General features: G+C 68.5%; 23 protein-coding genes and 1 pseudogene. 13 read left to right on the forward strand and 11 right to left on the reverse strand.

Features of this window, described 5'->3' with window-relative positions; all coding sequences use genetic code 11:
- Positions 1–11 precede the first annotated feature (11 nt).
- The 4 genes and pseudogenes from dhaK (at position 12) to ptsP (ending at position 3,936) form a co-directional block, all read left to right on the forward strand.
- Complete coding sequence (gene dhaK, locus EV649_RS34795) at positions 12–1,016, forward strand: dihydroxyacetone kinase subunit DhaK (RefSeq protein WP_130387942.1); 1,005 nt, start codon at positions 12–14, stop codon at positions 1,014–1,016.
- A gap of 2 nt (positions 1,017–1,018) precedes the next feature.
- Positions 1,019–1,639 carry a dihydroxyacetone kinase subunit DhaL gene (gene dhaL / locus EV649_RS34800; protein ID WP_130388222.1) on the forward strand — a complete coding sequence of 207 codons (621 nt, stop codon included), beginning with the start codon at positions 1,019–1,021 and terminating at the stop codon, positions 1,637–1,639.
- A pseudogene (gene dhaM, locus EV649_RS42160) lies at positions 1,636–2,016 on the forward strand (dihydroxyacetone kinase phosphoryl donor subunit DhaM); the annotation flags it as partial. The gene dhaL and the pseudogene dhaM, both read left to right, overlap by 4 nt.
- 75 nt (positions 2,017–2,091) lie before the next feature.
- Positions 2,092–3,936: a phosphoenolpyruvate--protein phosphotransferase gene (gene ptsP, locus EV649_RS34805; RefSeq protein WP_347233165.1), complete on the forward strand. Its 1,845-nt coding sequence runs from the start codon at positions 2,092–2,094 to the stop codon at positions 3,934–3,936.
- Here the strand turns inward: ptsP and EV649_RS34810 are convergent.
- From EV649_RS34810 to EV649_RS34820, 3 genes are read right to left on the reverse strand one after another with little or no spacing between them, the layout of a single operon-like run.
- Positions 3,915–4,565 carry a hypothetical protein gene (locus tag EV649_RS34810; RefSeq protein ID WP_130387944.1) on the reverse strand — a complete coding sequence of 217 codons (651 nt, stop codon included), beginning with the start codon at positions 4,563–4,565 and terminating at the stop codon, positions 3,915–3,917. The genes ptsP and EV649_RS34810 overlap by 22 nt on opposite strands.
- Complete coding sequence (locus EV649_RS34815) at positions 4,562–5,104, reverse strand: GNAT family N-acetyltransferase (RefSeq protein WP_130387945.1); 543 nt, start codon at positions 5,102–5,104, stop codon at positions 4,562–4,564. The genes EV649_RS34810 and EV649_RS34815 overlap by 4 nt, the downstream gene beginning before the upstream one ends.
- A 14-nt stretch (positions 5,105–5,118) precedes the next feature.
- The gene (locus EV649_RS34820) at positions 5,119–5,604 is read right to left on the reverse strand and encodes a hypothetical protein (RefSeq protein ID WP_130387946.1); all 486 of its coding nucleotides are present in this window, start codon (positions 5,602–5,604) and stop codon (positions 5,119–5,121) included.
- 328 nt (positions 5,605–5,932) lie between these two features.
- On the opposite strand from EV649_RS34820, the gene EV649_RS34825 reads away from it, so the two are divergent.
- Both EV649_RS34825 and EV649_RS34830 read left to right on the forward strand, forming a co-directional pair.
- On the forward strand, positions 5,933–6,523 hold the full coding sequence (locus EV649_RS34825) for a sigma-70 family RNA polymerase sigma factor (protein WP_241999070.1): 591 nt from the start codon (positions 5,933–5,935) through the stop codon (positions 6,521–6,523).
- Positions 6,510–7,343 carry a hypothetical protein gene (locus tag EV649_RS34830; protein ID WP_130387947.1) on the forward strand — a complete coding sequence of 278 codons (834 nt, stop codon included), beginning with the start codon at positions 6,510–6,512 and terminating at the stop codon, positions 7,341–7,343. Before EV649_RS34825 ends, EV649_RS34830 begins: the two co-directional genes overlap by 14 nt.
- Here the strand turns inward: EV649_RS34830 and EV649_RS34835 are convergent.
- Positions 7,336–9,651: a beta-L-arabinofuranosidase domain-containing protein gene (locus tag EV649_RS34835; protein ID WP_241999071.1), complete on the reverse strand. Its 2,316-nt coding sequence runs from the start codon at positions 9,649–9,651 to the stop codon at positions 7,336–7,338. The genes EV649_RS34830 and EV649_RS34835 overlap by 8 nt on opposite strands.
- Positions 9,652–9,834: 183 nt before the next feature.
- Here EV649_RS34835 and EV649_RS34840 point away from each other — a divergent pair, with 183 nt between their 5' ends.
- Positions 9,835–10,806, forward strand: coding sequence for a LacI family DNA-binding transcriptional regulator (locus EV649_RS34840; RefSeq protein WP_130387949.1), 972 nt, complete (start codon positions 9,835–9,837; stop codon positions 10,804–10,806).
- Here EV649_RS34840 and EV649_RS34845 read toward each other — a convergent pair.
- Positions 10,795–11,277, reverse strand: a complete 483-nt coding sequence (locus EV649_RS34845; RefSeq protein ID WP_130387950.1) for a DUF1707 domain-containing protein — start codon at positions 11,275–11,277, stop codon at positions 10,795–10,797. The genes EV649_RS34840 and EV649_RS34845 overlap by 12 nt on opposite strands.
- A gap of 196 nt (positions 11,278–11,473) precedes the next feature.
- Between EV649_RS34845 and EV649_RS34850 the strand changes: the two genes are divergently transcribed.
- Positions 11,474–12,106, forward strand: a complete 633-nt coding sequence (locus EV649_RS34850) for a hypothetical protein (RefSeq protein WP_130387951.1) — start codon at positions 11,474–11,476, stop codon at positions 12,104–12,106.
- Between the two features lie 41 nt (positions 12,107–12,147).
- Here EV649_RS34850 and purL read toward each other — a convergent pair whose 3' ends face one another.
- The 4 genes from purL to purS are packed head-to-tail and all read right to left on the reverse strand — an operon-like array spanning position 12,148 to position 17,389.
- Complete coding sequence (purL, locus tag EV649_RS34855; RefSeq protein WP_130387952.1) at positions 12,148–14,409, reverse strand: phosphoribosylformylglycinamidine synthase subunit PurL; 2,262 nt, start codon at positions 14,407–14,409, stop codon at positions 12,148–12,150.
- 10 nt (positions 14,410–14,419) lie between these two features.
- Entirely contained in the window at positions 14,420–16,456 is a 2,037-nt protein-coding gene (locus tag EV649_RS34860; RefSeq protein WP_130387953.1) for a hypothetical protein, read from the reverse strand.
- Positions 16,457–16,472: 16 nt separating this feature from the next.
- Positions 16,473–17,141, reverse strand: coding sequence for a phosphoribosylformylglycinamidine synthase subunit PurQ (gene purQ / locus EV649_RS34865; protein WP_130387954.1), 669 nt, complete (start codon positions 17,139–17,141; stop codon positions 16,473–16,475).
- Entirely contained in the window at positions 17,138–17,389 is a 252-nt protein-coding gene (gene purS / locus EV649_RS34870) for a phosphoribosylformylglycinamidine synthase subunit PurS (RefSeq protein WP_130387955.1), read from the reverse strand. The genes purQ and purS overlap by 4 nt, the downstream gene beginning before the upstream one ends.
- Before the next feature lie 112 nt (positions 17,390–17,501).
- Here purS and EV649_RS34875 point away from each other — a divergent pair, with 112 nt between their 5' ends.
- From EV649_RS34875 to EV649_RS34895, 5 genes are all read left to right on the forward strand, one after another.
- The gene (locus EV649_RS34875; RefSeq protein ID WP_130387956.1) at positions 17,502–18,020 is read left to right on the forward strand and encodes a PadR family transcriptional regulator; all 519 of its coding nucleotides are present in this window, start codon (positions 17,502–17,504) and stop codon (positions 18,018–18,020) included.
- Complete coding sequence (locus EV649_RS34880; RefSeq protein WP_130387957.1) at positions 18,020–18,694, forward strand: ABC transporter ATP-binding protein; 675 nt, start codon at positions 18,020–18,022, stop codon at positions 18,692–18,694. The genes EV649_RS34875 and EV649_RS34880 overlap by 1 nt, the downstream gene beginning before the upstream one ends.
- Positions 18,694–20,016 (forward strand): FtsX-like permease family protein, encoded by a 1,323-nt coding sequence (locus EV649_RS34885; RefSeq protein ID WP_130387958.1) that lies wholly within the window; start codon positions 18,694–18,696, stop codon positions 20,014–20,016. The genes EV649_RS34880 and EV649_RS34885 overlap by 1 nt, the downstream gene beginning before the upstream one ends.
- Positions 20,016–20,636, forward strand: a complete 621-nt coding sequence (locus EV649_RS34890) for a CDP-alcohol phosphatidyltransferase family protein (RefSeq protein WP_130387959.1) — start codon at positions 20,016–20,018, stop codon at positions 20,634–20,636. The genes EV649_RS34885 and EV649_RS34890 overlap by 1 nt, the downstream gene beginning before the upstream one ends.
- Positions 20,637–20,718: 82 nt before the next feature.
- A complete protein-coding gene (locus EV649_RS34895; protein WP_130387960.1) occupies positions 20,719–21,207 on the forward strand; it encodes a hypothetical protein in 489 nt (162 codons plus the stop codon).
- Here EV649_RS34895 and EV649_RS34900 read toward each other — a convergent pair.
- Together EV649_RS34900 and EV649_RS34905 are read right to left on the reverse strand one after the other, a co-directional pair.
- Positions 21,204–22,079: a phosphoribosylaminoimidazolesuccinocarboxamide synthase gene (locus EV649_RS34900; RefSeq protein ID WP_130387961.1), complete on the reverse strand. Its 876-nt coding sequence runs from the start codon at positions 22,077–22,079 to the stop codon at positions 21,204–21,206. The genes EV649_RS34895 and EV649_RS34900 overlap by 4 nt on opposite strands.
- Before the next feature lie 21 nt (positions 22,080–22,100).
- A complete protein-coding gene (locus EV649_RS34905) occupies positions 22,101–23,162 on the reverse strand; it encodes an FAD-dependent oxidoreductase (protein ID WP_130387962.1) in 1,062 nt (353 codons plus the stop codon).
- Between the last annotated feature and the right edge of the window lie 40 nt (positions 23,163–23,202).

Consider the following 23,202-nt stretch of genomic DNA (forward strand, 5'->3'; position numbering starts at 1 on the left):
AGATGGGGACCATGAAGAAGCTCATCAACGACCCGGCCGATGTTGTGAGTGAAGCGCTGCAGGGGATGGCGGCGGCGCATCCGGACCGGCTCCGGGTGGACCTCGAGAACCGGATCGTCTATCGCAAGGACGCGCCGAGACCCGGCAAGGTCGGGCTGATCTCCGGTGGCGGGTCGGGGCACGAGCCGATGCACGGCGGGTTCGTCGGGCTCGGGATGCTGGACGCGGCCTGTGCGGGTGAGGTGTTCACCTCCCCGGTGCCGGACCAGATGATGGCCGCGACCAAGGCGGTCGACGCGGGCGCCGGCGTACTGCACATCGTGAAGAACTACACCGGCGACGTGATGAACTTCGAGATGGCCGCCGAACTGGCTGCCGCCGACGCCGGCACCGAGGTGCTGTCGGTGGTGACGAACGACGACGTCGCCGTCCAGGACAGCCTCTACACGGCCGGCCGCCGAGGCGTCGGCGTGACCGTGCTGCTCGAGAAGATCGTCGGCGCGGCCGCCGAGGAGGGCCGCCCGCTGCAAGAGGTCGCGGACCTCGCGAAGAAGGTCAACGACAACGGCCGCAGCATGGGTATGGCGCTGACGTCGTGCACCGTCCCGGCCGCGGGCAAGCCGACGTTCGAGCTGGCCGAGAACGAGATGGAGGTCGGCATCGGCATCCACGGCGAGCCCGGCCGGCAGCGGCTGCCGCTGGCTCCGGCGCGCGACATCGCCGCGATGCTGGTCGACCCGGTGGTCTCGGATCTTCCTTACCAGCAAGGCGATTCGGTGATCGCGTTCGTCAACGGCATGGGCGGTACGCCGCTGCTCGAGCTGTACCTGATGTACAACGAGGTCGCTCAGCTCCTCGACCGCGCGGGCATCACGGTCGCCCGCTCGCTGGTCGGCAACTACATCACCTCGCTGGAGATGGCCGGCTGCTCGGTCACCCTCCTGAAGGCGGACGACGAACTGGTACGTCTCTGGGACGCCCCGGTGAACACCCCCGGCCTACGCTGGAACGCGTGAGCATGGGAGTCGATTCCTTCGTCAGCTGGTTGCGTGATGTCGCCGGTTCGCTGCACGACAACTCGGCGTACCTGACCGAGCTGGACTCGGCGATCGGGGATGCCGATCACGGCGCGAACATGGATCGCGGGTTCCAGGCGGTGGTCGGGATGCTGGACGAGACGTCGTTCGACGGCACTGACGAACTGCTGAAGAAGGCCGGGATGACGCTGGTCAGCAAGGTCGGCGGGGCGAGCGGGCCTTTGTACGGGACGTTCTTCCTGCGCTTCGGGACTGCGCTCGCCGGGGCCGACCTGACGCCGGAGGCGATCGGGAAGGGGCTGCACGCCGGGGTCGAAGGGGTGCTTGCCCGCGGCAAGGCGGAGCTCGGGGACAAGACCATGTACGACGCCTGGGCGCCGGCACTGGAGGCGTACGACGCCGCGGTGGCGGGGGGATCAGACCTCGGTACGGCGTTGACCGCTGCCGCCGAGGCCGCCGCGAAGGGCCGGGACGCGACGATCCCGCTGGTCGCGCGGAAGGGTCGCGCGAGCTATCTGGGTGAGCGCAGCGCCGGGCATCAGGATCCCGGCGCGACGAGCACCACGCTGATCTTGGAGTCCGCGGCCCGAACGCTGTCATGATCGGGATCGTGGTGGTGTCGCACAGCCGCGCGCTGGCTGAGGCGGCGGTCGGGCTCGCGACGGAGATGGTTGCCGAGGACAAGCGCCCGGTGATCGCGATCGCCGCCGGGCTGGACACGACGACGTTCGGGACCGACGCGATGGCGGTCTCGGAAGCTCTTGGTACGGCGGATAGTCCGGACGGCGTACTGGTGCTGCTCGATCTGGGTAGCGCGGTACTGAGTGCCGAGATGGCATTGGAGTTCGTCGATCCCGAGATGGCCGCGCGGGTGCGTCTGACGAGTGCGCCGTTGGTCGAGGGTCTGGTGGCGGCGGTTGTCACCGCGTCGACCGATGCGTCCTTGGATGCGGTTGCTGCGGAGGCTGAGCGGGGGTTGGTCGGGAAGCAGGATCACCTCGGCGTGGCCACTGCCGACGCTGCTCCAGTTGTTGAGGCCGATCGGACCGTCGAGGTGGTTGTCGGCAATGAGCACGGCTTGCATGCCCGGCCGGCGGCGCGGCTGGTGGGGCTGGTCAACGGCTTCGACGCGGTCGTGACACTCACCGATCTGGACAACGGTAAGGGGCCCGTCGACGCGGGCAGCTTGAGCATGGTCGCGACGCTGAACGCCCAGCAGGGCCACCGATTGCGGGTGGGTGCGAGCGGCGTTGCGGCCGATGCGGTGCTCGCCGCGGTCGAGGACCTCGCAGCGCAGAACTTCGGGGATGCGGTTGTGGAGAAGGCCGCTCCTTCGCCGGGTGGGTCCGGGTTGGATGTCGCGATCGGGCCAGCGGTACTCGCGGGTGCTCAGGTCAGTCTTGGTGATTATGTTGCTGGGGACAACGAGCTTGGCCGACTGGACGAGGCTCTCGCGACCGCGGGCGAGCAGCTCGACGAACTGCGGGACAACCACGGCGACATCTTCGCAGCGCATCTCGCCTTGCTGGGCGATCGCAAGGTACTCGACGACGTACGTGCTTCGATCGCCGCTGGTGCATCGGCCCCGGCCGCGTGGAAGCAGGTGTACGGCGAGCTGGCGACTGCCTTCGAAGGGCTTGATGACGAGTATCAACGCGAGCGCGCGCAGGACGTCCGCGCCGTACGCGATCGGGTACTGCGATTGCTGGTCGGAGTGACTGAGGTAGCGCCGACGGACGGCATCCTCGTCGTACCCGAGCTGGATGCGGCGACCGCTGCCACCCTCGACGCGACCCGGATCGCGGGGATCGCCGTCCGGGCAGCCGGGACGACCGGGCACGGGGTGATCGTGGCTCGGTCGCGTGGGATCCCGTTGATCACCGGGATCGGGGACGTCGACGTGCCGCCGGGTGCGGTCGTCTCGTTCGACGCTCGAACCGGATCGTTCGAGGTCGCGCCCGACGAGGAGCGGGTCCGCGCAACGATCACCGAGCGCGAAGGCGAGCGTGCGCAGGCGATCGCGGACGCCGACCTACCCGCCACCACCCGCGACGGCCGGACGATCGACGTACTCGTGAACGTGGGCGTCGTGCAGGATGCTGTCGACGCGCGCGGTGCGGACGGGTCCGGGTTGGTACGGACCGAGGTGCTCTTCGGGGATCGCCGTACGGCGCCGACCGTCGACGAACAGGTCGACGCGTTCCGCGCGATCGCACAAGCCCTCGGTGGCAAGCCGATCACGATCCGGACTTGGGACATCGGCGGCGACAAACCGCTCCCATTCCTGCCGCAGGACCGGGAGGCGAACCCGTTCCTCGGCGAACGCGGCCTCCGCGTCTTCCGCCGCCGCCCCGAACTGCTCCGCGATCAGCTCGAAGCGATCCGGCGTACGGCGGCCGAAACCCCGGTGCACGTGATGTTCCCGATGGTGACGACCGCCGACGAGGTCGCGTGGGCGTTGCAGGAGCTCGGCCCGCGGGACGGTCTCGAGGTCGGCATCATGGTCGAGGTGCCCGCGGCGGCGCTGCGCGTCGGCAGTCTCGCCACGGAACTCGACTTCGTCAGCATCGGCACCAACGACCTCACGCAATACACGACGGCTGCCGACCGGACCAACGCTGCGGTCGCGCCGCTCGCCGACGGTCTCGATCCCGCCGTACTCCAGCTGATCGACCACGTCGTCCGCAACGCCGGCGTACGCGTCGCAGTCTGCGGTGACTTGGCCAGCGACCCGCACGCCGCCGTACTGCTTGCTGCCCTCGGTGTGAGCGAGCTGAGCGCTGTCGGACCACAGGTGCCGTTGGTGAAGGCCCAGCTACGGCAGGCCGACCTGGGACGGGTCGACACTGCTGCTGTGCTGGCGGCTCGGGATGCGGATCAGGTGCGCGGCCTGCTGTAGTAGCGCAGCTCTACGAGGTTGAAGCCGGAGGTGCGCTCTGGCTTGGCTGGGAGCGTGTAGCTCTCGCCGGGCTCGAGGTAGGTGACGTCCGGGCTCGCCAGGTCCAGGTCGACGACCAGGGCCGGGTAGGCGCCGGTGCGCCAGGTGTACGACTCGCCAGCTTCAGGGGTGACGTGCTGGACGCGTACGTCGTCCTCGTCGACAACCACCTTGGCGGGGATCTCACCGGCCTCTTCGAACCCTGCCCCAGCTGTGTCGACACCGAAGTACGGGTCGCCGGAGGCCTCTTCGCCGAGGTCGAGCACCTCGATGAGGCGGTTGAGGTACAGCGCGTCGCCGTGGTTGGTGAGCATGTGCACCGGCGACACGGGACGGTAGACCGAGCCGCCGACCGTCTCACTCAGCTGCCGCGCCGGGCTGCCGTCCAGCCAGTCCATGTGGCAGGGCGACGTCGAGAGGCACAGGACGACGTACGGGTTGTGGTGCAGGTGCCAGCCCTGGGCCTCACCGGGCTGCAGCTCCACCTCCCAGACGCGCACGCGCGAGTTCTTCAGCAGCACGCGGGTGCCGATCTCACCGAGCACGACCTCCGTGCCGTCAGGAGCGGTGACAGTAGTACCGGCGGTCATGCGGTCTCCTCAATTGGTCGTTCCATCGCGACACCGGCCAGGGTGATGCCGTCGGGCATCGGCAGCTTGGCGGGCTCCACCTCCGTGAAGCCGAAAGCCTTGTAGAGCGGTACGCCGGGCAGCGTCGACATCAGCGCGAGCCGGGTGAACCCCTCCGCGCGGGCCGCCTCGGTGCACGCGGTCAGGATCGCCCGGCCGAGTCCACGCCGCGTCCAGTCCGCCCGGACGAACATCGCCCGAATGCGGGCCGGCTCAGTTGCAGGGTCGAGGAGCCGCTCGTCCGCTCCCGCCGTACTCGCATTGAACAGCTTGTTCCGCCGGCTCCACCCACCACAGGCGACGACCTCACCACCCGCCTCCAGCACGTAATAGGTGCCGTCGTCAATCAACGTGGTGTCCAGCGTGGTGATGTGCTTGGCCGCGCTGGCCGTCTCTTCCGCGTCGTAGTACGCCGGGAACTGGGTCTCCACCGCGGCCCGGGCCAGCTCGGCCACCGAGGGCCCGTCCGCCGCCACCGCCAACCGCAACACAGCCTCCACACCCACAGGCTAGTTCACTTCGAACGGCGCTTCTTGGCCCAGTCCCGATACGCCAAGAACATGTTGCCTCCCACCACCACGAGGAGCACCAGGAGCAACACCATGCTGGGGTTCGTCAAGATGATGACGCCCGCGAACACCACCCCGACACCGAGGATCTTCGCCAGGTTCACGACCAACTCACGGTCCACCTGCGCCGGCTCAGCCGCAAACTTCACCGCGGACTTCCGACGGACCGTGGACTTCGCGCGGGCTGTGGACTTCGCCGCACGGGCTGGTGTGGACAGGACGGGGAACGGCACGCCTTCGAAGACCTGCTTCAGGTCGCCGCGGGTCCGGGCTCTCTCGAGCAGCTCCAGGCGGTCGGACAACTGCGTCTTGTCGATCTCGCGGCGGAAGTACAGCTCCGCCAGTGCCAGATCGCACCGCGCCCGATCTGCCTGGCTCAGCGGGGGACCCGTGCGTCGTCGGGGCCGGATCGGTGCGCGGCGCTTTCTCATGGCCTTCGCCTTCCGCTTCTGCGGAACTTCCAGGTCAAGGCGCCGGCCTGGACCCGTTGGTTGCCCATCCCGGTACGGCGGACCAACTCCGCCTGGGTCAACGGTGCGAACCGCAGGTGCTCAAGAAGCGCGTGCTCCAACCCCGGATCGCTCCCCACAGATCTCCCCCTCAACTGGCCCCACCCTGATTCTCGCAGGTACTCGTGGTCATCGAACCCATACAGAAAGCTGCAGGAAGCTGCAATCTCGGCGGGGTGAAATGGGTGGACGGGCTGGTGGACATCTACCGGGTATGACGCTGATACCGATCGAGGCTCGGAGTGGGCCGGTGAGTGAGGGAGTCGTGCACGACCCACCACCAGATGCGCGCCGGGAGCGGTTCGAGCAGGTCTTCGCGACGCATCGGGAGGCGGTGCTCGGGTACCTGCGCCGCCGGACCGACAGCGGCCACGACGCCGCGGACCTGCTCGCCGACACGTTCCTGGTCGCCTGGCGCCGGCTGGACGACGTACCGCTCGACCCACAGACCAGACCATGGCTGTACGGCGTAGCGCGCCGGGTACTCGCCAACCACCGCCGCGGTGAGGGCCGCCGGCACGCACTGGCGACCAAGCTGCGTGACGAGCTCAGTGACGCCGAACCGGTGCACCCGCTGCTGGACGACACTCCCGCGGCACGTGCCTTCCGCGCACTGCCGGAGCAGGACCGGGAGCTGCTGTCACTGGTCGCGTGGGAGGAGCTCGACACAGGCCAGATAGCCACGGTCCTCGGCATCTCGCGCAACGCCGTACGCATCAGGCTGCACCGCGCCCGGAAGCGGTTCGCCAAGTTGCTCACCGCCCCACTCGCGAACCGCATCGTGGTCGCTCTCAGCACTGAGTCCACCCTGAAAGAAGGGGCTTCCCATGAAGACGCATGACATCGACGCCGCTGTCCGCGGCCTCAACCCGCACCAGTCCACGGACCTCGTCTCCGACAACGCCTGGGACGAGCTGGCCGACGCCGTCACCACAGACGAGTCGTCTCCGGTCGTACGCCCCCTACGCCGTTCGCAGCCGCGCCGCCTCGTGCTGGCCGCTGCCTGCACGTTGCTGATCGGCGGTGTGGTCGCGGCGACCGTGGTCAACCGCCCCGACCAGAGCCAGCCGCAGGCGCTGTCATTCACCGAACGCGGCGACAAGCTGATCGTCCGGGTGGTCGACCCGAACGCGGACCCGAAGCGCTACAACGCCGAGTTCAAGAAGATGGGCCTGGACGTGACGGTCCTGAGCGTCCCGGTCAGTCCGCCGTGGGTCGGCAGGATGATCAGCTTCACCGGCCGCAACGACAAGGACATGAGCCAACTCAAGATGCTCGAGCCCGGTGAGCAGTGCAATGGAACGCTGAACGCTTCGGACCCGGGCTGTCAGGAGGGTGTCGAGCTGCCGAAGAACTACGACGGCAAGACCGAGATCCAGTTCGGCCGCGTCGCGAAGCAGGGCGAGCTGTACGTCCACACCTCGTCGTCGGCGACGGACAAGGGTGAGGTGCTGGCCGGGCTGACGGTGAAGAACAAGACCATCGACCAGGTGCTGCCGCTGGTCAGGTCCCGCGGTGTCCGCGAGATCGAGTACCTGACCAGCGACGGTCCCAACCACGAGACGGTGAAGTCCCCGCCTGGCAACTGGTACGTCGACGACGCCTCCGCATTCGCGGAGGGCGAGGTCTCCTTGTTCGTCAGCCCGACACCCGTCAAGTAGCTAGGAGCTGCAGCAAGCCTCCGGAGTACGTCGGACGCAGTACGGCCTCCACCCGGACGTACTGCGTCCGCACCGGTGTGAACGCCGTCGTGTTGAGCCGGTCCACCGCTACGTCGTACGGCGTGGTGTTCTGGACCGGCCGCCACGTCTCACCGTCCAGCCACAGCACCTGCCAGGACTGCGGGACACGACACTGACCGGAGCCGGTGTCGTCGAACCAGTACGCCGAGACCTCGGACAGCTCCCGTACTGAGCGCAGGTCGTACTCGATCCATTCCGTCGTACCGCGGCGGTCCCACCAGGTGAAGCGCGGAATCGACGTGTCCGCAGAGGATTCCGGCGTACGTCCGGAGTCCGGCGCCTCGAGCGAGTCACCGTCGTTAACGTGGGACGCGGTGATCCTGGCGCGGTAGGTCCACTCCTTGCCGTCTGCAGCGAACTGTGGGAACGACGTGACCCGCAGGCGGGCAGCACCCATCGGTATGAGGGTCACTGTCTCCACAGGTTCGTCCGACCGCGCCGGCCCCGGCTGGAGCAGTCCGACGACGTCCTCGGTGTCTGTCTCCCACTGCGGGATCCGCTGGGCCAGCGTGGTCAGTGCGAGCGGCACTCCGTCCGTAGTGAACGGGTTGTCGCCCGCCTCCCGTCGTACGACGTCGATCGGAGCGCCAGCGACCAGCCCGTAGTTCCATGGCGATTCCGGGTAGACGGAGAGCTCCGGCCACTCGTCGGTGCCGCCGATGCGCTCGTAGCGTTCGTCGATCTGCAGCGAGTAGGTCAGAGGGCCACGGTCGACGGACACCGAGTGCTGGTTGTCGTCCCACACCCGCGTCGTGGTGCGCATCGGCAGGGTGAGCTCGACGCGATCACCTGTGTGCCAGGTGCGGTCCAGCTTCATCCAGTCACCTGACGTCTGCACCTGCTGTCCGTTGACCTTCACTGTGGCGCCTTGAGCCCAGCCAGGACGCCTTAGATAGAAGGGGAATCGGACCGGTCGCTGCGTCTGCACGGTGAACGTGATGGTGTCCAAGAACGGGTACTCCGCGTCCTGGACGACACTGACGGTCTCACCAGCTCCGACCGTCGCAGTGACCTTGCTGGCGGCGTACATCGACGCAGCGAGCCCGTTGTCCGTCGTGGCCAGCCAGAGCTCCTGCACGTAGTACGGCCAGCCCATGCCGTAGTTGTGCGGGCAGCAGCGGTACTGGTGTACGCCGTACTTGTAGGACTGCATCGGGAACGGGTTCTGGAACTGCCCGTGCTTCGGCCGGTCGTCGAGCTGCACGCTGTTGGCACAGGTGATGTAGTGCATGACCTGCTGCTGCGGGTCGTACGACGCCGGCAACGAGTTGAACGCCAGCTCCTCACACCTGTCCGTCCACGCGACGTCACCCGTGAAGCGGGTGAGCAACTCGCAACTGTGCATCAGCTCGACGATGCCGCACGTCTCGAACCCCTGCCGCGGGTCACCGAACCCAGGCCGCGAGTTCTCGTCCCCAGCGAACCCGCCACCCGGGAACTGGCCGTAGAGCCCCATGACCGTCGCATAGTTCCGGTACGTCGCGTCTCGGTGCTTGGCGTCTCCGGACAGCAGCCAGTACTGCAGCGGCTCCCGGAAACCCTGCGCCAGGTTGACGTTGTGCCAGTTGGGAATGCCGTTGACGTAGTCCGCGGACCCGTTGTGCATCTTCGTCACCAGGTCGAGCAGCCACTGCTCTCCGGTGCGGTTGTAGAGCCAGTACGCACTGTCGATGTTGTCGCCCCAGCGGAACGCACCCCACGACCGGTTGAACACCTCCGGCGGCTGCGTGTTCTGGAACCGCAGGTACTTCGTCATGAACGGAATGACCCGCTCGTCACCGGAGTACTCGTACCAGGACCGGAACGCGGCCAGCAGCGGCATGCCCGGCCAGAAGTCCGGTCCGTTCTCCAGCGAGGTCCGCAATCGCTCCGGACCGAACCACCCGTCGGCTGCCTGTGTCGCGAGGATCCCGTCCATCCACCGCTGCGTCCGGGTCAGTACGCCGCTGTCGCCGGTGACGTAGCCGAGGTCACCGAAGCCACGCAGCCAGTACGGCAGTTCCTCCCAGGCTCCCAGCGCCGGGTCGACCCAGCCGTTGGTCTCGTACACCAGGAAGTCCGAGATCTCGTCGTACCGGCCGCAGAGCCCGTCGACCTGCAGCGCGAGTTGCTGCGCGAGCCAGCCGCGCGGCTCGATCGCACCGGGCGGGAGCTTCTGGAACGGGACCGGCCGCAGCGGGGCGCGCTGCGGGACGTAGTGCCCGCCGCGGCCGGCAGGTTCAGGCATAGCCATGGTTGTCGGGCCTCTCGGGTGACAGGGCGGACATCACTTCAACGGAAAGACCGCACACGTTTTCCGTCGTTGACAACGTAGGACTGCGATCCGTACCGGTCAAGATCAAAGCGCAGGTCAGAAAGGTCTTCAGGGCGATCCTGATAGGCTTCGCCGAACGACCGGAAGGAAACAAGGATGAAGAGGCCAGGCGTGCGGATGGTGGATGTCGCCGCGCTCGCCGGGGTGTCCGCCGGGACCGCGTCGAAGGCCCTCAGCAACACCGGCCAGCTGAGCCAGGAGACCAGAGATCGGGTACGCCGGGCCGCGGCGACGCTCGGGTTCACCCCCGATGCCCGTGGTCGTGCGCTCTCGTCCGGCCGGACGTACACCGTGGCGCTGCTGACCACCGACAGCTCGGGCCGCTTCAGCATCCCGATCATGCGCGGGGTCGAGGACGTGCTCAGCGCGGGCGAGCTGGCGACTGTCCTCTGCGACACCCGCGACGACCCGCTGCGCGAGCAGACCTACCTGCGTTCTCTCGTCGCGCGCGGCGTCGACGGCATCGTCGTCACCGGCCGCCGGACCGAGCCGCGGGCGCGCATCGACGTACCGCTGCCGGTGGTCTACGCACTCGCCGCCTCGACCGACCCGACCGACGCCTCGGTGATCGTCGACGACGCAGCCGGTGCCGCCGCGACAATCGCCCATCTACACGGTCTCGGCCGGACCCGGATCGCCCACATCACCGGCCCGGCTCACCACCGCTCCGCAGCGGAACGTGCTGAAGCTGTGGCGGCTGCCTTGTGTACCGAGCCGCTCTACGGCGACTGGAGCGAACGCTGGGGCCGCCAAGCCACCGATCTGGTACTGCGTCAGAACCCGGACGCGATCAGCTGCGGCAGCGACCAGATCGCCCGCGGCGTCTGCGATCGCCTCCGCGAACTCGGCCACTCGGTACCCGAGGACATCGCGGTCACCGGCTACGACAACTGGCCCGTCATGGCGCTCGCCAGCCGCCCGCCACTCACCAGCGTCGACCTCCGCCTGGAAGACCTCGGCCGCCGCGCCGCCACGCTCCTCCTGGAAGCAATCGCCGGCAAACCACACCACGGCGTACTGGAACTCCCCACGCAGCTGATCACGCGCGAGTCGACCCTAGGAACCTGACTCCCGCCGCGGCTTGGAAGCCCACCGGTACGCGTAAGCAACCCAAATCACCGCCGGTACGCCGAAGATCGCCGCCGCAATCTCTCGCCCGAACACCAGCAACAGCAACCCCGCCAGCACAAATGGCACCGCCAGCCACACGGCCCCCGCGAACGCCGCCCACCGCCACTTCCCAGCCTTCCGCGCCGCCGGCGTGTACAGCGAGGACACCGGCAACCCGGCCAAGGCAGGCTCCAACTCCCCATGCGTCGCCGCGGTGTTCAGCAGGTCGACGCGCCGATGCAGCTCCCCTTCGTCCAACCGCCCGATCGCGAACTGCTCGGCCAACTCATCCGCGACAACCCGACGATCCTCGTCGGTCAACCGGATCGTGGCCATCCGCCGCCGAGCCGCCACGACCCGAGCTTCCTGCCCCGCAGCCGCAGCCATCCCCACCAAATCGGACGGCTTAACCGGTCGCCGCTCCGCCATCCGCCTCACCTCACACTCGTCCCTCCGAGTGTGCCAGACGCGCCAGAAGGCGTCTTCCGACGCTGCGTCCGCGCACTTGGTTGCCGGGTCCGGCGGAGACGCTGATCACAAGATCCGCGCTCAACGCCGCGGCGGCATCAAGTCATCTCTGATCTCGACGGGCCGAACGGAGCCCCTTGACGATGGAGAAGACACCATGAAGAAGACCCTCACCGCTCGCGTTCTGGCCGCCGCCGCGATCATCGGCGCCGCAGGGCTGGTTCTCGGGATCGCGCCGAGCGACGCCGCCGTCCCGGCCCGGACCGCCGCCGTCACCACGCACGCCAAGCCCGCACTCAAGCCGGCGAGCCTGCACTTCAGCTACAAGTGCTGGGGCCGCGGGAGCCACTGCAACGTCGCGGTGTACGCGCCGACGGGCTGGAAGTTCACCCAGCTCAGCCGGGAGCAGGCGAAGTTCACCGACAGCTCGAACACGTGGATGCTGCGCGTCAACGGCGGCCTCGGCGGCAAGGTCAGCACGAGCCGCGCGGCCGACCAGCGGGTTTACGCGCTGCACGGCGTCACCGGTTTCAAGCTGAAGTACCGCGGCAACGGCAGCACGCCGTCGAAGGTCGGCTGGGACGCACCGCGCGTCGCGTATACGCAGATCACCTACACCTACCGCGACGGCGCCCGTGGTCAGCGTTGGGTCGCCACCCGCTTCGTCGACACCTACGAGAACGGCCGCCGCGCGTACATCGAGATCACCGTCGCCGGTCGTCCCCAGGACCAGGCCGGACTCAACAAGGTGCTGACCGAGGCGACCCAGCGGGTGGCGCTGGTCGGCTGACAGGTGACCCGGGCACCAGCGGCGCCCGGGTCACACAACGGTCAGTTGAGGACGGCGGGGAGGGTTGCCGTCCAGGCCTCGCGGAGTTCGGTGAGCGGGAGCTCGAACTGGTCCTGGACGTCGAGGGTGTCGCCGGTGATGACGCCGATCTTGGCGTGCGGGAAGCGGCGGGCGGTGCACATGTCGGTGAACCGCACCTCCTCGGTCCGCGGTACGGCGACGACCGCACGGCCGGCCGACTCCGCGAACAGGAACAGGAACGGGTCGAGCCCGTCCGGGGCCCAGACCCGCGCGCCGACGCCGCCGCGCAGCGCGGACTCGACCAGCGTCTGGGCAACGCCGCCGTCGCTGACGTCGTGCGCCGCGTCGATCAGCCCGTCGCGGGACGCGTTGATCAGGATGTCGGCCAGCTGCTGTTCGGCCGCCAGGTCCACCGCCGGCGGCCGCCCGCCGAGGTGCCCGTGGACGACGTGCGCCCATTCGGACCCGGACAGCTCCTCCTCGGTCTCACCGAGCAGGTACAGCTGGTGGCCCTCCATCTCGGCCGTGAAGCCAATCGGCGTACGGCGGGTGACGTCGTCGATCACGCCGAGCACACCGACCACCGGGGTCGGCAGGATCGCGGTCTCGCCGGTCTGGTTGTAGAACGACACGTTTCCGCCGGTGACCGGGATGCCGAGTTCCTTGCACCCGTCGACCAGGCCGCGGATCGCCTCGGTGAACTGCCACATCACCGCCGGGTCCTCGGGCGAGCCGAAGTTCAGGCAGTCGGTGACCGCGACCGGGCGGGCGCCGGTGGTCGCGACGTTCCGGAAGGACTCGGCGAGCGCGAGCTTGGCGCCGGTGTACGGGTCGAGCTTGGCGAACCGGCCGTTGCAGTCGGTCGACACCGCGACGCCGAGGCCACTGGTCTCGTCGACCCGGATCATCCCGCTGTCCTCGGGCTGCGCGAGCACCGAGTTGCCGAGCACGTACCGGTCGTACTGATCCGTCACCCAGGACTTGTCACAGAGGTTCGGCGAGGCGACCAGCTTCAGCAGCGTGTCCCGCAGCTCCGCGCCACTGCTTGCCCGCGGCAACTTCTCGGCGCCGTCCGCCTGCAGCTCGTCCTGCCAGGACGGCCGCTCGTACGGGCGGTTGTAGACGGGGCCCTCGTGCGCGACGGTCTCCGGCAGTACGTCGACGACCCGCTCGCCGTGCCAGTCGATCTCCAGCCGCCCGGTGTCGGTCACCTCGCCGATCACATCGGCCTGGACGTCCCACTTCTCGCAGATCTTCAGGAACGCCTCGACGTTCTCCGGGGTGACGCAGGCCATCATGCGTTCCTGCGACTCGCTCATCAGGATCTCTTCGGGCGACAGCGAGGCATCCCGCAGCGGCACCTTGTCCAGCGACACCCGCATGCCACCGTCGCCCGCGCTGGCGAGCTCGGAGGTCGCGCAGGACAGGCCGCCGCCACCCAGGTCCTGGATGCCCTCGACGACGTGTGCGGCGAACAGCTCGAGCGTGCACTCGATCAGCAGCTTCTCCATGAACGGGTCGCCGACCTGGACCGCGGGCCGCTTGGTCGGGCCGCCCTCCGCGAAGGTCTCCGACGCCAGCACCGACACTCCGCCGATACCGTCGCCGCCCGTCTTGGCGCCGTACAGGATCATCTGGTTGCCGACGCCGGTCGCGTTCGCGAGGTGCAGGTCCTCGTGCCGCATCACACCGATGCAGAGCGCGTTCACCAGCGGGTTGCCCAGGTACGTCGGGTCGAAGACGACCTCGCCGCCGATGTTCGGCAGCCCGAGGCTGTTCCCGTAGCCGCCGACGCCGGACACGATGCCCGGCAGCACGCGCTTGGTGTCCGGAGCGTCCAGCGGGCCGAAGCGCAGCGGGTCCATCACCGCGACCGGGCGGGCGCCCATCGCGATGATGTCGCGGACGATGCCGCCGACCCCGGTCGCCGCACCCTGGTACGGCTCGACGTACGACGGGTGGTTGTGCGACTCGACCTTGAACGTGACGGCGTACCCCTCGCCGATGTCGATGACGCCGGCGTTCTCACCGATACCGGCCAGCATCTTCCCGGCCGGCGTCTCCTGCGGGATCTCGCCGAAGCGCTTCAGGTGCACCTTGGACGACTTGTACGAGCAGTGCTCGCTCCACATCACCGAGTACATCGCCAGCTCACAGCTGGTCGGGCGCCGCCCGAGGATGTCCCGGATCCGCTGGTACTCGTCCGGCTTCAGCCCGAGCTCAGCCCACGGCTGCTCGACGTCCGGGGTACTCGTAGCGTTGCTGACGGTGTCGGTGGACACGTTAGGACTCCTACACTAGGTGGGACTCAGGTGAAACGGTAGCGGGCTGGTGTGAAGCCATCAGATGGGCCACCAGGAGTGGGAGGGCGAAGCCGGTCATGATGGCGGGTAATGCGACGCCGGCGTCGTTGAGGAGCATGCCGACGAGGCCGCAGGTCGACAGCGCCAGCAGGGTGGGGCGGACCATCGGAAGGCTGTCGTAGAAAGTGCGGTACGACTCCGACGGCACGCGGTGCGGCAGGAGCGTGCCCACCATGCAGAGGATGACAGCGATGAGCATGGCCCAGCCGGCCGGGCCGCTGAAGAACTGCACTGCCATCTCCAGCTTGCGGATCAGTACGTCGCTAACGTCGCCGTCGAGGAGGCGGGCGACGAACGCGCCGAAGTGACTGCGCTGGTCCGGCGGACGCAGGTAGTCGAGGAAGGCAACCGCAGCAACTGCCAGTACGCCGGCCACACCCACACCGATCAGTGCGCGCAGTGAAATGCTCCCGCGCCACGTCAGCCAGGCCATGAGCAGCACGGCCGGGGTCAGCGCGATGATGCCGCCGAAGTCCGTCCCCCAGCCCGGTCTGCCGTCCACAACGATCGCAGCACCGCCGACGACCAGTACGGCGATCGCAGCCTGCACCCTGCTCTTGCTGATGAGCCTCTGCGCCGCGAAGCCCGCAGCGACGAGTGCTCCGACCGCCAGCGTCGCAAAGGTGGAGTTCCCGAAGCCGTAGAACCTCCCACCGATCACAGGCCCGTCAGCAAACATGCTGCCGACCTGCAGCGGCGTACCGAGCACGCCGTCGATCAGCAGGATCAGGTACGCCGCTATTGCGAGTCCGAGGTACGCGTACTTCTTCAACACGACCTGTGCCGCTAAAGCAGCCAGCGCACTGATCCCGATGATCACGCAGTACAAGGAGAACCCGGGTGACGGCCAACGCCACCAGACGGTCAGTGTGGACAGGAAGACCGCGAGGTAGAACCCGCCCTGCATCAGCAACGTGAACACTGCGGTACGTCGGGACGCGGGCGAGCGCCGGAACCAGAACCAGAGCAGCGCGAGCACCTCGGCCGCCACGATCGTCAGCGCCACCGCGAACAGCATCGGCCGTGGCTGCTCGAACCGCTGGTTGGCGTCCAGCCGGTCCTCGATGACGGCCGCCGCGTCGGTGTGACGGTCTCCGGTGAAGTGGATCTCGTTGCCGTCCAGCGGACTCGCGTCGGCGGACCCTGCCGGGTCGACGTTCGCCGGTGTCCGCTCCTTGAGGACGGTCGCCGTCACGTCGGTGAGCTGGATCAGCCCCGGACGGCGGGTGCTGTCGCTGGTCAGCCAGCGCGGTCCGTTGTCCGGGGGCAGCTGCATCGCAACCAGCGACTCCTGGTGCGCGTTCGCGAGCTCCTGGCTGACACCGACGAGCAGGACCCAGCCGCCGGCCGCACGGGCCTGCGTGACCAGCTGAGCGACCTTCTGGCGCGCCTCCGCCCGCCCTTCACGTGGCGGCAGCGCACCGGCGTCGATAATCGCGTCGCCGCAGTCCGGCTTGGCCAACTGGGAGGCGTCGAACTCAGGCTGCCAGTTGCTGACAGAGCCGTCCGTCCGGGCCAGTGCGATCGCAGCGCCTGGACCGAAGCCGCAGATGGGGTACCCGGTCTGGCCGAGGCGGCCGATCGGTGCGCCCGTGTGGTGCTCGGCCTGGCGGTCGACGTACGTCTGCCAGTCGTTCACCTTGCCGTTGGTCACCGCAGGCAGGTCACCGCACGACTGGTCGGCCACGCTCCCCCACGCCCGCGTGCCCGCGCTGATCGTCAGCCACCCGTCGATCGGACAGGTGTGCGGCCCGGCCGTCTTCACCGAGATCGAGCCCACGTGCGACTGGTTCACCAGCGCGGTCAGCTCCGGCGACGCCTTCACGTCGTTCCAGGTCAGTCCGGGTACGCCGATGACCACGACCTTCGCGAACAGACCAGTAGGCTGCGCGGCCGCCGTACCGCTACTGAGGAGCAGGACCGCCGCCGTCAGCAGGATGGCACGGACCAGTCCGGTGAACCTCATCAGACGGTGTATCTCATTAGGAAGGGACGACGGCCTTCAGCACCGAGGTGAAGAAGCCCAGGCCGTCCGTGGTCGGGCCGGTCAGTGTCTCGACGGCGTGCTCCGGGTGCGGCATCAGGCCGACCACGTTGCCGCGCTCGTTGGTGATGCCGGCGATGTCGCGGTACGAGCCGTTCGGGTTGCCCAGGTAGCGGGCCACCACCCGGCCCTCACCCTCCAGCCGGTCCAGCGTCGCCTCGTCGGCGACGAACGAACCGTCCTGGTTCTTCAGCACGATGGTGATCTCGTGGTTCGCGTCGTAGTCGCTGGTCCACGCGGTGCTGTTGTTCTCGATCCGCAGCGCCTGGTCCTTGCAGACGAACTTGCGGTGGTGGTTCTTGATCAGCGCGCCGGGCAGCAGGTGCGACTCGCAGAGCACCTGGAAGCCGTTGCAGATGCCGAGCACCGGCATCCCCTCGCCGGCCCGCTTGATGATGGTCTCCATCACCGGCGCGAACCGTGAGATGGCACCGGCCCGCAGATAGTCGCCGTACGAGAAACCGCCGGGCAGGACGACCGCGTCCACGCCGTGCAGGTCCTCGTCGCCGTGCCAGAGCGCGACCGCCTCGGCACCGGCCACCGCGGCCGCGCGGCGGGCGTCGGCGTCGTCCAGCGAGCCCGGGAAGGTGACGACCCCGATCTTCACTGCCCGTTCTCCACGTGCAGCGTGTAATCCTCGATCACCGGGTTCGCCAGCAGAGTGTCGGCGGCCTTCCGGATCTCGGCGACCCGTTCCTCGGTCGCCTCACCGTCCAGGGTGATCTCGAAGCGCTTTCCCTGCCGGACGTCGGCCACGCCGTCGAAGCCGAGCCGGCCGAACGCGCCGTGCACCGCCTTGCCCTGCGGGTCGAGGATCTCGGGCTTGAGCATGACGTCGACGACAACGCGAGCCACTGACTACTCCAGGTTCGTTGCGGGGTGACGCCTGAATCCTACCGACCACGGCGTGGATTGCCGCATCCTGGACTATTCACTGAGTACATACACGCGATGTATAGTTCTGGTCATGGCCACTGCTGAGCTCGTCCTCGGGCTGCTGTCCGCCGGCCCGGCGCACGGGTACGACGTGAAGCGGGGCCATGACGCCTGGTTCCCGGACAGCCGGCCGCTCGCCTTCGGACAGGTGTACACGACACTTGGGCGACTGGAGCGCGACGGACTGGTCGAGGTGGTCGACAAGACGTCCGGCGGCGGACCGGACCGGACGGTCTACGCGCTGACGAGCAAAGGCCGCGACCATCTGAGCGACTGGCTCAACGACCCGGTGCCGCCGGCCTGGGGCAGCGCCGACGAGGTACTGCGGAAGCTCGTGGCAGCCATCCGGACCGGAGGCGACGCGGCGGGGTTCCTCGCCCGCCAGCGCGCCAGTCACTTGCGCCGGATCCGTGAGCTGCGGGAGACCCCGGCCGACGACGACCCGACCTCACCACTGGTCCGCGAGTACATCGTGGCCCACTTGGACGCTGATCTGCGCTGGCTGGACGGCGCACTGGACCGCATCTCCGAGCAGAGGGGGACTCGCTGATGAATGCTGCTCTGGAACTGGAACGAATCGAGTACGCCTACCGACGGAACACGGCCCTCCGCGGCGTCAGCCTGCAACTCAAGCCCGGCGAAGTCGTCGCGGTGACCGGTGCGAGCGGATGCGGCAAGTCGACTCTGCTGCACTGCGCGGCCGGCATCCTCACCCCGGACGCCGGTGCTGTGCACGTGGACGGCCAGGACCTGGCTGCTCTGCCGGAGGAGCAGCGTGCGGCGCTTCGACGTACGAAGGTCGGCATCGTGCTGCAGTTCGGTCAACTGGTGCCGGATCTGCCACTGGTCGATAACGTGGCGCTGCCGCTCCTACTGGGTGGCCATGAGCGCGGTGAAGCACACAAGGCCGCGATGAACTGGCTGGACCAGGTGGGCATCGCCGACGACGCTGACGCGGTTCCGGGCGAGCTGTCCGGCGGCCAGACGCAGCGTGCTGCAGTAGCGCGCGCACTGGTCACCGGTCCGTCCGTAGTACTCGCCGACGAGCCCACCGGCAGCCTGGACAGTCGGGCCGGCCAGGAGCTGCTCGACGTACTGCTGGAGGCTGCCCGCTACCGCGGCGCTGCTCTGCTCATGGTGACCCATGACAACCTGGTGGCAGCGTCAGCAAACCGCGAGATCCGGCTGCGCGACGGCCTGATCCAGCACGAGGTGTCGCTCTGATGACGCTCGAGACGCTGGTGCAGCTGGCGCGTTCACGGACCCCGGCCGACCGCAGCCGGGTCCAGCTGGCCACTGCAGCACTCGCACTCAGTGGAGCCCTGCTGCTCGGCGCGCTGCGCATCGCCCGCCTGGGCAAAGGTGAGCTGGGCAACGATGTCTACAGCAACTACGTCGCCGAGAGCGGCCTCCGCTCCGGGCTGATCGCGATCCTGATCATCCTGGCCGCACTCACCGGAGGCCTGGCGGTCCAAGCCTTACGACTGGGTACGGCGGCCCGCGAGCGGCGACTGACTGCGCTACGCCTGGCAGGTGCCTCCCGGAAGCAGCTACGACAGCTGACCGTCACCGACGCGGCCATCGCCGGTCTGGCCGGTGGACTGCTCGCTGGACCTGCCTACCTGATCCTCAGCCTGCTTTTCGGTGCACTGCCCCTGATGGCTCGGGTCCTGCCCGGTGCAGAGCTGATGGACGCGGTTCTGTGGATTCCGGTGGTGGTGATGATGACGGCGGCCGGCGCGGTGATCGGAAGCCTCCTGCACCGAGATGGGCCCGTCTCGCGGCAACCACAGTCCGCGGCGCAGCGTCGTACCGGCATCATCGCTGGACCGGTACTGATCGCGCTCGGCCTGCTCGCCTCGCCCTACACGGGCTACGTGGGCTCCACGGTCCTGCTCGCCGGCCTGGCGCTCTTCTTCCTCAGCACCTCCGGAGTCTGGATCCACCGGTTGGGGCGGCGGCTGCAGCGGTCAGGCGACCCGGCCAACCTGCTCACCGGTCTCCGGCTGGTGACCGACTCCCGGCCCGCCTCCCGGATCTGCATGCTGCTGGGCTGCTGCGGCTTCCTCGTCGGCACTATGGCCAACGGGATCGCCAGCATCGTCTCCGACGACATGGTGGCGTCTCCGACGTTCTACACAACCGGTTTCGGGCTGACGATCGCCGGCCTCGTTCTGGTCGTGCTGACCGCGATGGCCGCGCTCATCGTCGGTGTCGCGGACCAACTGGTCGACCAGCGTCGCCAGTTCGCCAGCCTGACCGCGCTAGGGGTGGACCTACCGTTCCTCCGCCGGGTCATTCGCCGCCAACTGACCGTCGTCGCGGCTCCCGCGTTGGCCGTCGGTCTGCTGTTCGGCACGGTGATCGGCATCAACCGAGTAGCCGGCGGCGCGGTCGTGCCGTTCGATCCGGGGACGCTGCTGCTCGCGGCGATCCTGACGATCGCAGGCTGGCTCCTCGGTCACCTCGGCGGCGCCGCCGCCGGTTTCCTGCTTCGCAACCAACTGCGGGACGCACTCGATCCCGAGAATCTGAGGGCGGCCTGATGACCTCGACACCTTTGGCGGTCCGACCCGCGTTGCTGCTCGGGGTACCGAACCAGATCACGCTGGTCCGGACCGTGATCGCGATGGCGCTCGCCACCTACGCGTTCAGCACCGGCGATCTGCTGTGGCTGGTGATCGGGTACGTCGCCTACTGGTTCGGCGACAGTCTCGACGGCTGGGTGGCTCGCCGCCGGAACGAGGAGTCGCTGTCCGGGGCGGTGTTCGACATCGTCTGCGACCGGGCCTGCTCGTTCCTGCTGGCGGCCGCCTTCATGGCGACGTACCCGGACACGATCGGGCCGCTGGCGATCTACCTGGCGCAGTTCGGCGTACTGGACACCATGCTGACGTTCTCGTTCCTGCTCTGGCCGTGGATGCTCAGCCCGAACTACTTCTACAAGGTGGACCGGCCGATCTACATGTGGAACTGGTCCAAGCCCGCCAAGGCGATGAACACCGGCGCCGTGGTGGTCTCGCTGGTCGTCGCCGGCCAGACCGGAGCCGACTGGCTGCCGTACGCAGTCGCCATCGCGGCCCTCGCGGTCAAGATCGTCTCGTCCTACCGGCTGATCCAGATCCTCTGCGGACGCCAGGCCGCCGCCCCGGGAGAGCCACGATGATTACCCGATGTGACCCTGATCCCTCCCCCAACAGGGGCCGAGATCCGTGGCGGTGGCCGTGATCGCGCTTAGCCTCGGAGTTATGTGGGTGTGGCAACTGGTGGTTGCGGTGGGCTTCGGGATCGGGTCCGCCGTCGTACCGTTCGTGAACGCCGAGGCGTACGTGCTCGGCGTCGGTGTCACCGGTGCCCTGAACCCGATCGTCGCCGCGAGCGGCATCGCCGTCGGCCAGACCATCGGCAAGGTCGCGATGTTCCTCGCCGTCCGGTACCGCCCCGGCTACGCGGCCCGCAAGACCAAGGAACCGAAACCGGTCGACCTGGACACCCGCTGGGGCCGCTTCGTCCAGCGCAACCGCGACCTGAGCAAGCGGCTCCTGGACGCGATGAGCGACAGCCGCTGGGGCATCCCGGTCACGTTGCTGAGCGCGTTCGTCGGCGTCCCGCCGCTGTACGGCGTCGCGCTGATCGGCGGCGCCTCGCGGATGAAGACCGTCGTCTTCACGCTGTCGGTCCTGGTCGGCCGCAGCGCCCGCTTCATCCTGCTGGCGCTGGGCATCAGCGCGATCTAGGCGTCGAACTTCCGCCCGGTCAGCTGCTCGTACGCCGCGATGTACGACGACCTGGTCCGCTCGACGACCTCGTCGGTCAACGGCGGTGGCGCCTCACCGGATGTGCGGTCCCAGCCGGACTCGAACTGCAGCCAGTCCCGGATGATCTGCTTGTCGTACGACGGCTGCGGCTTGCCCGGCGCCCACTGGTCGGCCGGCCAGAAGCGGCTCGAATCCGGTGTCAGCACCTCGTCGGCGAGCACGAGCGTCCCGTCCGCGCGGGCACCGAACTCGAACTTCGTGTCGGCCAGGATGATCCCGCGCTCCTCGGCCATCGCCCGCGCCGTCGTGTAGATCTCGAGCGTGGTGTCCCGCAGGGCAGCCGCCGTGTCCGCGCCGACGGTCGCGACCACCACGTCGTACGACACGTTCTCGTCGTGCTCGCCGAGCGCGGCCTTCGTGGCCGGCGTGAAGATCGGGGTGTCGAAGCGCGAGCCCTCGACCAGGCCGCCCGGCAGCGGGATCCCGCAGACCGCGCCGGTGGCGTTGTAATCGAGCAGGCCGGTGCCGCTCAGGTACCCGCGGGCCACGCACTCCACCGGGTAGATCGCGAGCTTCTCGCACACCACGGCCCGCCCGGCGACCTCGGCCGGCACGTCCGTGGAGATGATGTGGTTCGGCACGTCCAGCTGCTCGAACCACCACAGGCTCATCGCGGTGAGCACCTTCCCCTTGTCGGGGATCGGCGTCTCCAGGATCCAGTCGAACGCGCTCTGCCGGTCGCTAGCGACCATCAGCAGGTCGCCGGACTCGAGCTCGTACAGATCCCGGACCTTGCCGGAGTGGAGGTGCTTCGCACCAGGAATCTCGGGCGCCTGCGGAGGTGTGGTCACAGGCCAGATTGTTCCATCCGCCTACTTGCGGGCCCGCAGGGCCACCAGCTTCCCGCCGACGGCGAGCAAGGCGTCACGGATCGTGCAGAGCACTGGGTTCTCCGTCTGGCCCACACGGCCGACGCTGCGAGAGCGCTTCACCAGCTTGGTCGTCGCGGGCCGCCGTTCGGCGTCGTACGCCGTCAGCGCCGCCGGCAGATCGCTGGTCCGTCCGAGGTGGCGCGCCAGCGCGCCGGCGTCCTCGATCGCGGAGCAGGCGCCGCGGCCAAGGTTCGGCGTCATCGCGTGCGCCGCGTCCCCGAGCAGCACCACCCTCCCCTGCACGAACGGCACCAGCGGCAACGTCAGGTCGTAGATGTCGTTCTGCAGGATCTTCTCGCTGCCCGCGATCAACCGCGGCAGCGGATCGTGCCAGCTCTCGAACACGGTCGGCTCGCTCTTCGTGCCGGCCGGCTGGTTCGCGGTCGCGTACCAGTAGAACCGCCCGTCGATCAGCCGCGCGAATCCGAACAGTTGCCCGCGGCCCCAAGTCTCGCCGCCACCGTCGTCGAGGTCCACGTCCGCGATCCCGCGGTACGCCGTGAACCCGGAGTACCGCGGTCCTGCGTACTGCGGATACAGCGCTCCACGCACCGCGCTCCGGATCCCGTCAGCCGCCACCAGCAGCTCCGCCCGCAGCTCACCGTTGACCGTGACACCATGCGAATCCTGCGTCACCGTCCGTACGTCGTACCCGGTCCGGACCGTCACCGCCGGACCGAACTCGGCCGTGATCAGGTCGTGGAGCTGCGCGCGATGGATCATCACCGGGAGCTCCATGCCCAGATCGGCCGCGCCGACCACCCAGCGGCCGTCGGGTTTACGCATCCCGGCCGGCTTGGACTGCACCGACGCCTTCTCGACGCCCTTGACCCCGAGTTCCTCGAGCACGGCGACCGCCGACGGCCAGACCGAGATACCGGCCCCAACCTCACCCAGCTCCGGAGCACGCTCCAGGACTGTGACCTGCCAGCCGCGCCGTTGCAGCGCGACAGCAGCCATGACCCCTCCGATACCCGCCCCGACCACGATCGCCGTACTCATGACACCGACTCTACATCTGTAGAGTTCGGCTGGGAAGTGC

The sequence above is a fragment of the Kribbella sp. VKM Ac-2569 genome (assembly GCF_004216905.1).
In the GTDB taxonomy this organism is placed as follows: Bacteria; Actinomycetota; Actinomycetes; order Propionibacteriales; family Kribbellaceae; genus Kribbella.